This is a genomic window from Nitrobacter sp. (assembly GCF_051535215.1).
Lineage (GTDB): Bacteria > Pseudomonadota > Alphaproteobacteria > Rhizobiales > Xanthobacteraceae > Nitrobacter.
In genome coordinates, this window is record NZ_JBPPLY010000011.1 from 23,140 (window position 1) to 37,669 (window position 14,530).

The 14,530-nt window shown below is 61.2% G+C and carries 14 protein-coding genes; 8 read left to right on the forward strand and 6 right to left on the reverse strand.

The annotated features are described in order from the left end of the window. Positions 1 to 37: 37 nt before the first annotated feature. Positions 38 to 526 carry an NUDIX domain-containing protein gene (locus tag ACS3WB_RS11615; protein WP_438275715.1) on the reverse strand — a complete coding sequence of 163 codons (489 nt, stop codon included), beginning with the start codon at positions 524 to 526 and terminating at the stop codon, positions 38 to 40. A 110-nt stretch (positions 527 to 636) separates the two neighbouring features. Between ACS3WB_RS11615 and mbfA the strand changes: the two genes are divergently transcribed. Both mbfA and ACS3WB_RS11625 read left to right on the forward strand, forming a co-directional pair. Next, complete coding sequence (mbfA, locus tag ACS3WB_RS11620) at positions 637 to 1,593, forward strand: iron exporter MbfA (RefSeq protein WP_438275716.1); 957 nt, start codon at positions 637 to 639, stop codon at positions 1,591 to 1,593. Between the two features lie 255 nt (positions 1,594 to 1,848). Next, positions 1,849 to 2,754 (forward strand): metallophosphoesterase family protein, encoded by a 906-nt coding sequence (locus tag ACS3WB_RS11625; protein WP_438275717.1) that lies wholly within the window; start codon positions 1,849 to 1,851, stop codon positions 2,752 to 2,754. Positions 2,755 to 2,835: 81 nt separating this feature from the next. On the opposite strand, the gene ACS3WB_RS11630 is transcribed toward ACS3WB_RS11625, so the two are convergent. The 4 genes from ACS3WB_RS11630 to ACS3WB_RS11645 form a co-directional block, all read right to left on the reverse strand. Next, positions 2,836 to 3,192 (reverse strand): DMT family protein, encoded by a 357-nt coding sequence (locus ACS3WB_RS11630; RefSeq protein ID WP_438275718.1) that lies wholly within the window; start codon positions 3,190 to 3,192, stop codon positions 2,836 to 2,838. A gap of 292 nt (positions 3,193 to 3,484) precedes the next feature. Next, complete coding sequence (locus ACS3WB_RS11635; RefSeq protein WP_438275719.1) at positions 3,485 to 3,742, reverse strand: DUF3297 family protein; 258 nt, start codon at positions 3,740 to 3,742, stop codon at positions 3,485 to 3,487. Next, positions 3,739 to 4,215 (reverse strand): glutathione peroxidase, encoded by a 477-nt coding sequence (locus ACS3WB_RS11640; RefSeq protein WP_438275720.1) that lies wholly within the window; start codon positions 4,213 to 4,215, stop codon positions 3,739 to 3,741. The genes ACS3WB_RS11635 and ACS3WB_RS11640 overlap by 4 nt, the downstream gene beginning before the upstream one ends. A gap of 48 nt (positions 4,216 to 4,263) precedes the next feature. After that, positions 4,264 to 4,521 (reverse strand): DUF6894 family protein, encoded by a 258-nt coding sequence (locus tag ACS3WB_RS11645; protein WP_438275721.1) that lies wholly within the window; start codon positions 4,519 to 4,521, stop codon positions 4,264 to 4,266. Between the two features lie 444 nt (positions 4,522 to 4,965). On the opposite strand from ACS3WB_RS11645, the gene ACS3WB_RS11650 reads away from it, so the two are divergent. The 6 genes from ACS3WB_RS11650 (at position 4,966) to ACS3WB_RS11675 (ending at position 12,688) form a co-directional block, all read left to right on the forward strand. After that, positions 4,966 to 7,818, forward strand: a complete 2,853-nt coding sequence (locus tag ACS3WB_RS11650) for a bifunctional transaldolase/phosoglucose isomerase (protein WP_438275722.1) — start codon at positions 4,966 to 4,968, stop codon at positions 7,816 to 7,818. Between the two features lie 275 nt (positions 7,819 to 8,093). Then, entirely contained in the window at positions 8,094 to 9,107 is a 1,014-nt protein-coding gene (gene gnd, locus ACS3WB_RS11655; protein WP_438275723.1) for a phosphogluconate dehydrogenase (NAD(+)-dependent, decarboxylating), read from the forward strand. Continuing rightward, complete coding sequence (gene zwf, locus ACS3WB_RS11660) at positions 9,107 to 10,621, forward strand: glucose-6-phosphate dehydrogenase (protein WP_438275724.1); 1,515 nt, start codon at positions 9,107 to 9,109, stop codon at positions 10,619 to 10,621. Before gnd ends, zwf begins: the two co-directional genes overlap by 1 nt. After that, positions 10,618 to 11,355 (forward strand): 6-phosphogluconolactonase, encoded by a 738-nt coding sequence (gene pgl, locus ACS3WB_RS11665; protein ID WP_438275725.1) that lies wholly within the window; start codon positions 10,618 to 10,620, stop codon positions 11,353 to 11,355. Before zwf ends, pgl begins: the two co-directional genes overlap by 4 nt. Next, on the forward strand, positions 11,352 to 11,888 hold the full coding sequence (locus tag ACS3WB_RS11670) for a gluconokinase (RefSeq protein ID WP_438275726.1): 537 nt from the start codon (positions 11,352 to 11,354) through the stop codon (positions 11,886 to 11,888). Before pgl ends, ACS3WB_RS11670 begins: the two co-directional genes overlap by 4 nt. Beyond that, on the forward strand, positions 11,885 to 12,688 hold the full coding sequence (locus ACS3WB_RS11675) for an HAD family hydrolase (protein WP_438275727.1): 804 nt from the start codon (positions 11,885 to 11,887) through the stop codon (positions 12,686 to 12,688). Before ACS3WB_RS11670 ends, ACS3WB_RS11675 begins: the two co-directional genes overlap by 4 nt. A gap of 20 nt (positions 12,689 to 12,708) precedes the next feature. Here the strand turns inward: ACS3WB_RS11675 and ACS3WB_RS11680 are convergent, their stop codons facing one another. Then, entirely contained in the window at positions 12,709 to 14,502 is a 1,794-nt protein-coding gene (locus tag ACS3WB_RS11680; protein WP_438275728.1) for a glycoside hydrolase family 15 protein, read from the reverse strand. Positions 14,503 to 14,530 lie beyond the last annotated feature (28 nt).

Sequence of the window (14,530 nt, forward strand, 5' to 3'; positions counted from 1 at the left end):
GTCCATCGCCTGCCGCCGTCAAGGTGACCGACCGGGATCAGCGCCGCCAGGTTGGCGGCGGCGGCACATGAGCGAGCACTTCCGCGATCCGCAACCGCGTGCCCGCCGTGGTCTCCGCCGGCAGGGCATTGGCGGCGAAAAAGCCGCACTCGACGATCTCATGGTTGGGCTCCGGTTTGCGATCCTGCCGGAAGTCCCTGACGATATAGACCGCGACATGGTCGCGCCGCGAAACATGGCTGTTGAGGAAAATGCCGTGCAACTCGGGTTCACTGGATATCTCGATTCGTCCCTCCTCCATCAATTCACGCCGCAGCGCCGTGAGGAGCGCCTCGCCGACTTCGACGCCGCCGCCAGGCAGATGCCAACCCGCCACATAGCTGTGCCGGACCAGAAACACCCTGTCGTCGCCGTCGAGCACCACGCCGCGCACACCCAGCGTCATGCCGCGGGCAAACCGCCAATACAGGTGAAATAATCGCCGCAGCACCGGCTCTAAACCGCGACGCACCCCTCCGACAGTCATGACGCGCGCACCTCCGCGGCTGCGATTCGCCGCAATTCGTATCCCATGATCCTTGCATCAAAGCGGTCCTCTTGCCAAAACCTTGGAACATTCCGGGGCACGAGGCAGCAGTGAAGCAGTTTGCGGATTTGACGGAACGCGAGATTTTGGCGCTCGCCATCTCCAACGAGGAAGAGGACAGCCGCATCTATCACGGATTTGCCGAAGGGCTGGCCGAGCCGTTTCCGGCCTCCGCCGCGGTTCTCTCCGGCATGGCGGAGGAAGAGGTTCGCCATCGCGGCAGACTGTTCGACCTCTACCGCGAAAAATTCGGTGACTACCTGCCGCTGATCCGCCGCCATGACGTCAAGGGCTTCATCAAGCGCAAACCGCTGTGGCTGACGCGGCCGCTCGGCCTCGAGGATGTCCGCAAATACGTCCTGGGCATGGAGAAGGAGGCGGCTCGGTTCTATCGCAAGGCTGCGGAAACCACACGCGATGCATCGATCCGCGAATTGCTGATCGGCCTCGCCGAAGAGGAGGACAGGCACGATTCGCTGGCCGAGCAGCTCACCGCGAAACACCTGACAGATAAGGTCAAAGCCGGCGAATCCGACAGCGAGCGCCGCGCGTTCATCTTGCAATATGTGCAGCCGGGCCTTGTCGGGCTCATGGACGGCTCGGTCTCGACGCTGGCGCCGCTGTTCGCAGCCGCCTTCGCGACCCACAAACCGTTCGAGACCTTTCTGGTGGGTCTTGCGGCTTCCGTCGGGGCCGGCATCTCCATGGGCTTCGCCGAAGCGCTGTCGGACGACGGCACGCTAAGCGGCCGCGGCTCGCCGTGGATTCGCGGCGGCGTATGCGGGCTGATGACGGCGGTCGGGGGCCTCGGCCATACCCTGCCCTATCTGATCCCGGATTTCTACGTGGCCACCGTGCTGGCGGTCGCCGTCGTGGTCGTCGAACTCGGCGTCATCTCCTGGGTGCGCCACCGCTTCATGGATACGCCGTGGCTGCAGGCGACGTTCCAGATCGCGGTCGGCGGCGCGCTGGTGTTTCTCGCCGGAATCCTGATCGGCAGCGCATAGTGTGTGGTTCAGAAGTTCGCTTCAGTGCTCAATCAAGTCCGTCAAGCGAACTTCTGAACCTAAACCACACTAGAATCATAAAGTTGCTAGTGTCCCTTTGATTCCGAAGTTCGTATCAGAGGTTGCTGCAAGGGTATACGAACTTCGGAATCGGGACACTGGCGCATGATCCGGAGAAGTGGAAACCGGTTTTCCGGAAAGATCATGCGATAAAAAATCCATAACGTCTGCGCTTCCGATGATGGCATCACCATAATGACCGCATTCACGCTCGCACACCTCTCCGATCCGCATCTGGCGCCGCTGCCTCGGCCCCGACTGCATGAACTCGCTGGCAAGCGCATGCTCGGCTATGTGAACTGGAAACGCTACCGCTACAAGATTCATCGGCGCGACATCGCCGACGCACTGGTCGCGGATATCAAGATGCGATCGCCGGACCATATCGCGATTACCGGCGACCTCATCAATCTCGCGCTGCCGGACGAATTCACTCAGGCGCGCGCATGGCTCGAGAGCGTCGGCACGCCCGCCGACGTCACCCTCGTTCCGGGCAATCACGACGCCTATGTTCGCGTGACGAGCAAACAGACCTCCCAATGGGCCGAATATATGCACGGCGACAGTGCCCGCGCAGGCGCGCCGCTTTCGTTTCCGTTCCTGCGCCGCAGGGGGCCGCTGACGCTGATCGGCGTGTCATCGGCGGTGCCGACCGCCCCGTTCATGGCCACCGGCCGGCTGGGGCCCAACCAGCTCGATATGCTGGAGCAGGGTTTTTCACAGATCGCGGACGATCCGAACTTTCGCGTTCTGCTGATCCATCATCCACTCTCTTCAAAAGCGTCGTACAAGCGGCTGACCGATGCGGACGCGCTGCTCGCGCTCATCAAGCGACACCGCGTCGATCTGATCCTGCACGGACACGATCACATTCATTCCACCATGTGGTTTGAAGGGCCCAACGGCCGCGTGCCGGCCATCGGCGTGCCGTCGGCGTCCGCAACGGCCTACCTGCAGTATCCGGCCGCCGCCTACAATCTGTTTTCGATCACGCGCGAAGACGATGCCTGGCGCTGCGAGCAGCGGGTGCGCGGCTTTGCCGACGGTGGGGCGGCCGAGCGGGCAGAGGTCACCGAACTGCAGCGGATTCAGTTGATCTAGTGTGGTTTCCATCAGACGGAATCGCCCAGATGCGGAGCGATTCCCCGCCCCTCTTCCCCTCGAGCTGAGGGGAATCGGACTTCACGACCACTTGTGGAAAATGAAGAACGCGCCGAGCGCCACGAACGCAAAGCCGAGAGCATGATTCCAGCCCAGCGGCTGCTTCAGATACATCACCGAGAAGCCGGCGAACACAATCAGGGTAATCACTTCCTGAATGGTCTTCAGTTGGGCCGCCGAATAGACCGCGCTGCCCCAGCGATTGGCCGGCACTGCGAGGCAGTATTCGAAGAAAGCTATGCCCCAACTGATCATGATGACCAGGGGAAGCGGACTCTCCTTGAATTTCAGATGTCCGTACCAGGCGAAGGTCATGAAAACGTTCGAACAGAACAGCATCAGGATCGGCAGGAGCCACGACGGGATCGTGAAGGGCATGGTTTCGGCTTTCGGAAATGGCCGGAGGGAGACGGCAATTGCTCGCAGTTTTGCCCGCTGTCAGGCGAAGTCAGCCAGAGCGGGGCGAAATGTTATAATCGATCACAGTCATCATTTTTGATCGATGCAATCCAAAAAACATCAGGGTCTACAGTTTCCGGCGAGAACAGATCGCATTCAACGCTCTCTCCGTTTGTTTTTACACAATTCCCGGAAGTAGAATTTTACTGAGCCTTCCGCTGGCGATGCTCTTGCATAAAGTAAGCGCCAACGCCGGCTGCCCCTGCCAAGCCTAACCTTCGGTCCGGAAATAAGGCTCGACCGCGCCGGTGAGCTTGATGGTCAGCGGATTGCCATGGCGATCCCTGGCATTGCCGGCAGCGACACGTATCCAGCCCTCGCTGACGCAATACTCCTCGACGTTGGTCTTCTCGATGCCCTTGAATCGGATGCCGATATCGCGCGAAAGAATCGCTGCGTCGTAATAGGGACTGCGCGGGTCGGTCGACAAGCGATCAGGCAGTTGGTCGTTCGCGGTCTGGTCAGTCAAAGCAGGGCCTCAATTTCGTTGATCAGCGCTTTTGGCTTTGTCGTCGGTGCGTGCCGGGCGACGACGTTGCCGCTTCGATCTACCAGAAATTTGGTGAAATTCCACTTGATCGATGCACCGAGCAGGCCGGACTTCTGGCGCTTCAGGTACTTATAAAGGGGGTGCGCATGATCGCCATTGACCTCGATCTTCTCGAACATCGGAAACGTCACATCATATTTGGTGGAGCAGAATTGCTGGATATCCGCAGGTGATCCCGGCTCCTGCTTGCCGAACTGATTGCAGGGAAAGCCGAGCACCGAAAAGCCGCGTGGCTTCATGGCTCGATAGACTTCCTCGAGGTCCTTGTATTGCGGGGTAAATCCGCAGGCGCTGGCGGTATTCACGATCAGAAGGACCTGGCCCTCGAACCGATTCAACGCGCAGGGCTCGCCAGCCAGCGTATTCGCGGAAAAATCAAACACACCGGACATGATGACCTTTCGACCAGACGGCGACGACGGGACCGGCCATTTTTGAAATCAATGCCGCGTCGAGGACCGGTCGACCGAATCCAGGATGGCTTCGGTAAACGGAAATTCGAGCACGATCTCGCCAGAGGCGTCGGTGACTTCCAGCACGGCGTTGAGAATGGTGCGCTGTTCACCGTCAGTTTTGAGAATTTCCTTGATCGTCGTGCGCGCGGCACGCCAGGCATGGTCGGGATCGCGCAGTTCCTCACCCTCCGGATCGAGAATCAAGTCGCTGCCGATACGGGTGTTGAAAAAATATCGGGGCATGAACGAACCTCAAAGGCGTTGGGGGAAACCTGTCAACGGCTGTTCTCACACGTTTTCTTTATCGGAGAGCGGAATGGGACGACAAGTCCCGTCGATCCCGCGATCTCGTCGCCGAGGCTGCGCCCGCCTTGTGAACTCCTCACGAAGTCAACGGAAACCAAAGCAGCCGGAGCTTTCCGGGTTCAACGATATCTATTTGCCATGAATCTATTTGCAATGACTCGGATTTTGCCATGAATTTGGATTTGTCATGAATTCGGATTTGCCATGACTCGCCGAGCCGGTCCAGCAATTTCCGGGCGGGATCAATATCCCACGAAAAACGTTATTAGAGTGGCAAGCTCCCCTTGATGAGGCCATTTTTTCCCGGCCAAGTTGCCGAGCCTCGCCGACGGTCCGGAAAACGTTTCTCACGGTGCGCGCGTCAGAACACAGAAGAACATCATGAACCCTGTCATAGAACTCCAGAATCACGGCCAGGCGATCTGGCTCGACTTCCTTGCGCGCGGCTTCATCGCCAAGGGCGATTTGAAACACCTCGTCGACAACGACGGGGTGCGCGGGGTCACTTCCAATCCCTCGATCTTCGAGAAGGCCATCGGCAGTTCCGGCGAGTATGACAACGCGATAGCTCGGATTCTCGACAAAGGCGATCGATCGGTCGCCGGCATCTATGAGCAACTCGCGGTTCAGGACATCCAGCACGCCGCCGACGTGCTGCGGCCGGTGTACGACCGACTCGACGGCGCCGACGGCTTCGTCAGCCTCGAGGTCTCGCCCTATCTCGCCAACGACACCAAGGCGACGATCGCCGAGGCCGAGAGGCTCTGGAAATCCGTCAACCGCAAGAACCTGATGATCAAGGTGCCGGCGACGCCGGAGGGCCTGCCGGCCATCCGCCACCTGATTTCCGAGGGCATCAGCATCAATATCACGCTGCTGTTTTCGCAGAAGGTTTACGTCGAGGTCGCCGAAGCCTTTTTGTCCGGGCTTGAGGAATATGTGCGAAATGGCGGCGACCCTTCGCACGTCGCCAGCGTCGCCAGTTTCTTCGTCAGTCGCATCGATACCGCCGTCGACAAGCAACTTGACGAGAAAATCGTCCAGGCCAACGATCCCGCAGAAAAGCAGCGTCTCGCATCGCTCAAGGGCAAGATCGCCATTGCCAACGCCAAGCTCGCCTATCAGGACTACAAGCGCCTGTTTGCGGGCGATTCCTGGCAGGCGCTGGAAGCCAGGGGCGCTCGACCGCAGCGGCTGCTATGGGCTTCGACCGGCACAAAGAACAAGGACTACAGCGATGTTCTTTATGTGGAGGAATTGATCGGCAGGGACACGGTCAACACCGTCCCGCTGGCAACTCTCGAAGCCTTCCGCGATCACGGCAGATCGCGCGACAGCCTTGAGGAAAATCTCGACGAGGCGCGGCAGGCCCTCGCAGCGCTGGCAGGCGCGGGAATCTCGCTCGATGCGATCACCCGGCATCTGGTGACGGAAGGCGTTCAGTTGTTCGACGATGCCGCCGACAAGCTGCTCGGCGCGGTCGCCCGCAAGCGCGCGAAAATCCTCGGCTCCACCATCGGCCAGCAGACGCTGTCCCTTGGTTCGGCCATGGCGAAATCCGTCGAACAACAGGCGGAAGACTGGCGGGCTGCCGGCACGCTCCGCAAACTTTGGCAACATGACAAATCGGTGTGGACCGGTACGGACGAAAGCGAATGGCTGGGCTGGCTTGCGAGCCCGGCCGCCGAATTCGATCGAGCGGCCGACTATGAAGACTACGCACAGCGGGTGAAGAAGCAGAAATTCACCGATGCGGTCGTCCTCGGCATGGGCGGATCGAGTCTCGGCCCGGAGGTGCTGGCGACGACCTTTGCGAGAGCGGAGGGTTTTCCAAAGCTGCACGTGCTGGATTCCACTGATCCCGCCCAGATCCGCGCGCTGGAAGCCTCAATCGACGTCGCACGAACCGTCTTTATCGTATCCAGCAAGTCCGGCGGCACCACCGAGCCCAATGCGCTGAAAGACTATTTTCACGCGCGGGTGGCGAAGGCGATCGGCGCAGACAAGGCAGGCCATCGCTTCATCGCGGTCACCGATCCCGGCTCGTCGCTCGACAGGGAAGCAGCAAGGCTCGGCTACGCGCGCACGTTCCATGGCGATCCTGCGATCGGCGGTCGGTATTCGGTGCTGTCGCCCTTCGGGCTGGTCCCTGCCGCGACGGCGGGAATCGACGTGACAGAATTGCTCAGGAACGCCCTCGCCATGGTGCGGTCCTGCGGTGCCGAAGTGCCTCCGCACGATAATCCCGGCGCTCAGCTTGGCCTTGCCATGGGTCTCGCCGGGCGCGAAGGCCGCGACAAAGTCACGATCCTGTCGTCCCCGAAAATCGCGGATTTCGGCGCGTGGGCCGAGCAACTGATCGCCGAATCGACCGGCAAGGAGGGCAAGGGCCTGATCCCGATCGATGGCGAGCCGCTCGGCGATGCAAGTCTTTACGGCGACGACCGCTTCTTCATCGATATCCGCACCGCGGACGAAGAGGATGTCGCTCACGAGGAAAAATTGCAGGCGCTCGAGGCGGCCGGACATCCGGTGGTCCGGATCGTGATGGATTCGATCGATCAACTCGGCCAGGAGTTTTTCAGGTTCGAGATGGCAACTGCCGTTGCCGGCGCCATTCTCGGTATCAATCCATTCGATCAGCCCGATGTTGAATCCGCCAAGGTCAGGACTCGCGAACTGACGACGGCATTCGAGAAAACCGGCAGGCTGCCGCACGAGGAGCCGGCGGTTTCCGCCGCGGGATTCGATCTTTACACAGACGCTGAAAATGCGCGCGCCTTGCGCGAAAAAGGCGCAAACAGCGATCTGTCCTCCTGGCTGAAGGCGCACTTCGCGCGCGCGGAGCCCGGCGATTACGTCGCGCTGCTGGCCTATCTTGCGCGTGACGACGAACACATCGGCGATCTGCAGCGGATGCGCCTCGCTATCCGCGACCGGAAAAAAGTCGCCACCTGCGCCGAATTCGGCCCGCGCTTCCTCCATTCGACCGGACAGGCCTACAAGGGCGGTCCCGACAGCGGGGTCTTTCTTCAGATCACCGCAGAGGACGGAAGGGATCTGAAAATTCCTGGCCGGAAAATGAGCTTCGGCACCATCAAGGCTGCGCAGGCGCGCGGCGATTTCGACGTGCTCACCGGTCGCGGACGTCGCGCGCTCCGCGTGCACCTCAAGGGCGATCTCCGATCCGGCCTGTCGCGACTCGGCGAGGCCGTCACGGGGGCGCTGAGTTGATCGACATCCGCGGACGCTCATGCAGGCGCTAGGCGCAGCATGCTCACGCAAATGCGATAACGCGCCGGGAACCAAATGATCCGCCGGCGCGTATGCACGATACTTTGGTCCGGCCCGATCGTCACTTCGTTCGAACGTCCCGCCCCTGTCCAATCTTTCTGAGAATCTCCCGAGGCGGTGTTGCACTACACCCTGAAACGCAAGCATCATAACCCTTCAGATAGCGCGTGGAATGTCCGCACCGCTTGCCGGCGCGCGGACGGAGGACCGGACCAATGCAGATAGGCATGATCGGCCTGGGCCGAATGGGGGCAAACATCGTCCGCCGGCTGATGAAAAAGGGAGGTCATCAGGCCGTCGTTTACGACAAGAATGATAAGACCGTCGCCACAGTCGCCGACGAAGGAGCAACGGGCGCGAAAGATCTTGAAGACTTTGTTCACCGGCTAGTAAGGCCCCGCGCCATCTGGATCATGCTGCCCGCCGGCGCGATCACTGAGACAACCATCGACACTCTCGCCGGGTTGCTCGACCGCGATGACGTCGTCATCGATGGCGGCAATACCTTCTGGCAGGACGATATTCGGCGGGCGAGAACGCTGCGCGAGAAAGGCATCCATTACGTCGATGTCGGCACCAGCGGCGGCGTCTGGGGCTTTGAGCGCGGCTACTGCATGATGATCGGTGGCGATAAGGCCGTCGTCGACCGGCTCGATCCGATTTTTGCCGCGATGGCGCCAGGCTGCGGCGACATTCCGAGAACGCCGAGCCGGGAGGGCCGCGATCCGCGCGTCGAACAGGGATATCTTCACGCCGGACCCGTCGGCGCCGGCCATTTCGTCAAGATGGTACATAACGGGATCGAATACGGCCTGATGCAGGCCTATGCCGAAGGCTTCGACATTCTCAAGAATGCGGACAGCGAGGCGTTGCCCGTGGATCATCGCTTCAAGCTCGATCTCGCCGACATCGCCGAGGTCTGGCGCCGCGGCAGCGTCATTCCGTCCTGGCTGCTCGATCTCACGGCGTCTGCGCTGGCTCGCAGCGAGACGCTTGAAGCCTATTCGGGATTCGTCGCGGATTCCGGCGAGGGTCGCTGGACCGTCAATGCCGCGATCGACGAAGCCGTCCCGGCCGAAGTCCTGACGGCGGCGTTGTTCGCGCGATTCCGCTCGCGTCAACAACACACCTTTGCCGAAAAAATTCTGTCAGCGATGCGTGAAGGGTTCGGCGGTCACAAGGAGCCCGGCGAAGCCGAGCCGTCCGCGAAGGGGAGAACCGGGTCCTGATGACGGTCGCAAGCAACAAGCCGCGCAAACCTGAGCCCTGCTGCTTCGTCATTTTCGGAGTCACCGGCGACCTCACCCATCGCCTCGTCATTCCCGCACTCTACAATCTTGCCGAATCCGACCTGCTACCGGAGCAGTTCTGCATCGTCGGCATCGTCCGCAAGCAGATGTCGGAGGACGATCTCCGGCAAAGCCTGATGAACGGATTGAACAAGCACGCGACGCGACCCGTCAACCCGGACGTTGCGAAGAAGGTGCTTCGGTGCCTGACCTGTCTCGAGGCCGATCCGTCAGATCCTGCCTCGTTCGACACCTTGAGGAAGGCTTTCGAAAAACTCGAGACGGAAAAGGGAACGTGCGGCAATCGCCTGTTCTATCTTGCCGTCCCGCCGGCCGCCTTTGCACCGATCACAGAGCAACTCGGCCGCGTCGGCCTGCTGCGCGAACAGCACGGCGCCTGGCGCAGGCTGGTGGTGGAGAAACCGTTCGGCACCGATCTCGCATCGGCCAAATCCCTCAATAGCAAGTTGCTCAAGATCGCCGACGAGCATCAGATCTACCGGATCGATCATTATCTCGGCAAGGAAACCGTCCAGAACATTCTCGTCCTTCGCTTCGCCAACGGCATGTTCGAGCCGATCTGGAATCGCAACCACATCGACCATATCCAGATCACCGTGGACGAAAAACTCGCCGTCGGCCATCGCGGCAGTTTCTACGATGTGACCGGCGCTTTGCGCGACATGGTGCCGAACCATCTGTTTCAGTTGCTCTCGCTGGTGACGATGGAGCCACCGCGTCGTTTCGAAGCTCACGCGGTGCGCTCGGAAAAGGCGGATGTGCTCGCTGCGATCCAGACCCAGAGCCCCGAAGAGGCGCTCCGCAACTCGGTGCGCGGACAATACCGCGCCGGCAAGTCCGGGGACGTGGAAATCGGCGATTATCGCAAGACGCCCGATGTGAAACCCGACAGCACCACGGAAACCTATGTGGCGCTAAAGCTGACGATCGATAACTGGCGATGGGCCGGCGTTCCCTTCTACCTGCGGACCGGCAAGGCGCTCGGCCTGAAGCGCACCGAAGTGGCGATCAAGTTCAAGCAGGCCCCGTTCGCGATGTTCCGTTCCACACCGGTGGATCGGCTGTCGCAAAACTACCTCGTCATCGGTATCGAGCCGGCCGAGGGCATCACGCTGCAATTCAACACCAAGATCCCCGGCCCCACGATCTCGATCGACGGCGTCGAGATGAAATTTCGCTACAAGGACTACTTCAACGCCGCGCCAAGCACCGGCTACGAGACGCTGATCTACGACTGCATGATCGGTGACAACATCCTGTTTCAGCGCGCCGACGGCGTGGAGGCCGGCTGGCAGGCCGTGCAACCGTTCCTCGATGCCTGGAAGACAGCGGGCGCCGAGGGGCTGGTCAGCTACAAGGCCGGCAGCGAAGGCCCAGTCGAAGCAGATGAGTTGCTCGCGCGCGACGGCCGCCACTGGCGCAAGCTGACATGACTTCGGCTGAGACCGATCGCAGGGTCCAGGTGCTGGCGGACGCGCGAGCCGTCGCAACCGAAGCAGCAAACCATCTGATCGCCCGAACCGAAGCTCGGATACGCCCGGCGATATGCCTCACCGGCGGCTCCGGCCCGAAGGCGCTCTACACGCTGCTGGGCAGCCCAGCCTGGCGTTCGCGCGTCGCCTGGGATCGGGTTCACTGGTTCATCGGCGACGAGCGTTTCGTAAGCGCCGACGACCCGCGCAACAACATGGCGATGGCCAGAAGCATTTTCCTCGACCGCTGTGCTCCGCCCGAGAATATTCATCCCGTTCCGACCGATGCGCCAGATCCGGATAAGGCGGCCCGGCTTTACGAGCGCGAACTCCAGACCTTTTACGGTGCATCTCACCTGGATGCGGCGCAGCCGCTGTTCGATCTCGTGCTGATGGGGCTCGGCCCGGACGGTCACACCGCCTCGCTGTTTCCGGGAGACAAGGCGCTTGATGAAGCCGAACGCTGGGTCGTCGGCGTCGATCATGCGCACGTCGAGCCCCTCGTTCCCCGCGTTACACTGACGCTTCCGGCGCTGGCGTCCTCACGCGAAATGCTGTTCCTTGTCAGCGGCGAAGCCAAGCGCGACATCCTGTCGAAAGTCATGGCAGGGGCTGACCTGCCCGGCGCCCGCGCCCGTTCCAATGGCGTCACGACGTGGCTCACCGATTCGGCCGCCGCCGGGCGAACGGCATGAGCGCCGATCAGGACTCCGCCTTCTGCGCGCTGATCGTCATGGGCGTCTCCGGATCCGGTAAAAGCACGATCGCGAACGCGTTGGGAAAACGGCTGGGATGGATCGTGTCGGATGCGGACCAGTTTCACCCCGCAAGCAACATCGAGAAAATGCGCACCGGCATCGCGCTGACCGATAACGACCGGTGGTCATGGCTGCACGCCGTCGCCGCCGAGATCGAGCGCAAACGCGCAAGCGGCGCGAGCATCATCATGGCATGCTCCGCGCTCAAGCGCGCCTATCGTGATATTCTCGTGCAAGGCCACCGCGACACCCGCATTGTCTACCTGCGCGGCGACAAAGACCTGATCGCGGCCCGCCTCAAGGCCCGGTTCGCTCATTTCATGCCGCCGGGGCTGCTCGAAAGCCAGCTCGACGCGCTGGAGGAGCCTACAGCCGACGAGCGGCCTATCGTCGTCGACATCGATGCGACGGTGGACGACATCGCCGATCGAATCGTAACCATGCTCAAGTCGAAACAGAAAATCTCATGAGCCGCATATCGCTGGTGATCTCGGACGTCGACGGCACTCTGGTGACGGCTGACAAGCGCCTGACGGACGCCTCGATCGAGGCAGTGAAGGCTCTCGACGAAAACAACATCGGCTTCACGATCACCAGCAGCCGCCCCGCTTTCGGGATGCGGATGCTGGTCGAACCACTCAGTCTCAAGCTACCGCTCGGCGCCTTCAATGGCAGCCTGATCGTCGATCCCACACTTGAAGTCCTTCAAAGGACCATCATTTCGGCGTCCGCGGCCCGGATTGCGATCAATGCGCTGAAGGCGTCGGGTATCGACATCTGGCTGTTCACGGCTGATCGCTGGCTGATCACGCGCGACGACGGGCGCTACGTCCCGCACGAACAGCGCACGATCCGGATGAATCCCGTTGTCGCTTCGGATCTTGACGAATTCACGAATAATGCCTGCAAGATCGTCGGCGTCAGCGCCGATCCCGACAAACTCGCGCGTTGCGAAATCGACATGCAAGCGGCGCTCGCCGGTCAGGCGGCGGCCTTTCGTTCGCAAAGCTACTATCTCGACATCACGCCGTTCGGGCAGGACAAGGGGACATTCGTGGAAGCGATGGCCAACCGCTTGGGCATTTCTCCGCGCAATGTCGCGACGATCGGAGACATGCGAAACGATCTGGCCATGTTCGGCAAGAGCGGGATGTCCTTTGCCATGGGCAACGCCGACGACGAGGTAAAGGCGAAGGCAACCTGCGTCACCGACACCAATGAAAACGACGGCTTCGCAAAGGCAATCGACCGGATCGTTGCGCTCGAATAACAAACCAGCCTTTGATGGTTCTACGTCTTCGCCCGCTGCATCGCGGGTTTTCGCGCCGTATTGAGGTTATGGATGGTGTTGACGAGCGCAATGTGCGTCAACGCCTGCGGAAAATTTCCGGTCAGGCGGCGGGCAACCGTATCATATTCCTCCGAAAGCAACCCGAGATCGTTCGCCACGGCAGTCACCCGCTTCAGCAACACCTCGGCGCGTTCAATCTCGCCCCGCAGCACGTAGGCATCGGCGAGCCAAAGCGTGCAGGCCAGAAAGGCCCCCTCGATCGGCGGCTGTTCGTCCGACACTGCGCGCGGGTCGTGCCGAAGCACGAAGCCATCCGGCATCAGATGTTTCTCGACCGCTGCCAGCATTCCTGTCACACGCGGATCGGACGCAGGCAGGAATCCGACCGACGGAATCAGAAGCGTGCTGGCGTCGAGCAATTTCGAGCCGTAGGATTCGACGAATGTGTTTTGCTCGCGATCGAAACCCTTGTCGCAGACGTCACGATGAATGGCGTCACGCATTTCACGCCAGCGCTCGACCGGCGCGTCGAAGCCATAATGTTCCACGCTCTTGACGCCGCGATCGAAAGCCACCCAGACCAGCACCTTCGACGAGACGTAGTGCTGGCCGGGACCTCTTCGCTCCCAGATGCCGGAGTCCGGCTCGTTCCATATCTTGGCGAGATGCTCGAGCAGTTCGCATTCCAGCGCCCAGGTTGGCTCGCTCAGCTTGAGGTTCGCCTCTCTCGACTGATGAAACACGTCCATCAGTTCGCCGTAGACATCGAGTTGCAACTGCGCGTGAGCAGCGTTGCCGATCCTGACCGGGCGCGCGCCCTCATAACCGGGCAGCCAGTCGGCCTCCCATTCCGTCAGCCGACGCTGGCCGAGAATGCCATACATGATCTGCATGTCGGCAGGCGAGCCCGCGACAGACCGCAGCAGCCAGTCATGCCAGTCCGAGGCCTCATCGTAGTAGCCGCTGTTCATCAGCGCGAGCAGCGTGAAGGTTGCGTCGCGCAGCCAGCAGAAGCGATAGTCCCAATTGCGCGCGCCACCGAGCTTTTCCGGAAGCGAGGTGGTCGGCGCGGCGACGATGCCGCCGGACGGCGCGTAGATCATGGCCTTCAGCGCGACCAGAGACCGCATCGCGATATCGCGATAAGGCCCGTCATATTCGAACTTTCCACACCACTCCTTCCAGAACGCCTCTGTCTCCTTCAGCGCTTCCGCCACATCGACCGGAGGAGGAATCTCGAAATGAGATGCACCATAGGCCATGACAAACGGAACCGTCTGCCCGGCGCTCACCTCGAAGTCGGCGATCGTCGTCATATCCTGGCCGCGGGTCTCGACGGGCGTGCGCAACACCAGCATGTCCGGCCCGCAAACCGCAAGCAGCGCCCTGTCCTCGGTGCGGCGAACCCAGGGGACGTTTTTTCCGAAGCCAAAGCGGATCACCAGATCCATGCGCATTTTCAATCGACCACGGTCGCACCGGACAAGCCGGACGATGTCGGAGGTCGTGCCGCGAGGCGGCATGAAATCGATCAAGGTCACGGCGCCGTCGGCGGTTTCGAAACGGGTCTCCAGGATGAGGCCGTCTCCGCGATAACCGCGGGTCGAACGCTCGATCACGCCCGCGGGCGCGATCCGCCAGTGACCGTTGCGCTCGTCGCCCAGAAGAGCCGCAAAGCAGGCGTCCGAATCGAAACTCGGCCAGCAGAGCCAGTCGAGCGATCCCGTGCGATCAACGAGCGCGACTGTCTCGCCGTCACCGATAATTCCATAGTCTTCGATGTTGCTGGGCAATTGGCGAACTCGGCAAGGCAGGCTGGAA